This window comes from Streptomyces albipurpureus, from assembly GCF_023701525.1.
GTDB lineage: Bacteria > Actinomycetota > Actinomycetes > Streptomycetales > Streptomycetaceae > Streptomyces > Streptomyces albipurpureus.
In genome coordinates, this window is record NZ_JAMQAW010000020.1 from 1,680 (window position 1) to 1,911 (window position 232).

Annotated in this window: 1 protein-coding gene; it reads right to left on the reverse strand. The window is 77.2% G+C overall.

Features of this window, described 5'->3' with window-relative positions:
• A partial coding sequence (locus NBG84_RS17395) for a hypothetical protein (protein ID WP_250920390.1) occupies positions 1-217 on the reverse strand: 217 nt, incomplete at its 3' end.
• Positions 218-232: the final 15 nt, after the last annotated feature.

Sequence of the window (232 nt, forward strand, 5' to 3'; positions counted from 1 at the left end):
AGCGGGCCATGTCCCCGGCCCGCGCGTCCAGGTGCCCGGCGGCCGCGTCCAGCTCCGTTTTCGCCAGCGCCAGCGTCGAGGGGTCGTCCCACCCGCCCGGGCAGTCGACCCGGTGGATCAGATCCGCCGCGCGGGGTGCGCCCACCGGACGCACCACAAGGGACAGGCCGTCGGTGCGGGTGAGGCGGGCGCGCAGGAGGTCGTGCCGGTCCAGCACGGCGTCGAGCGTCGC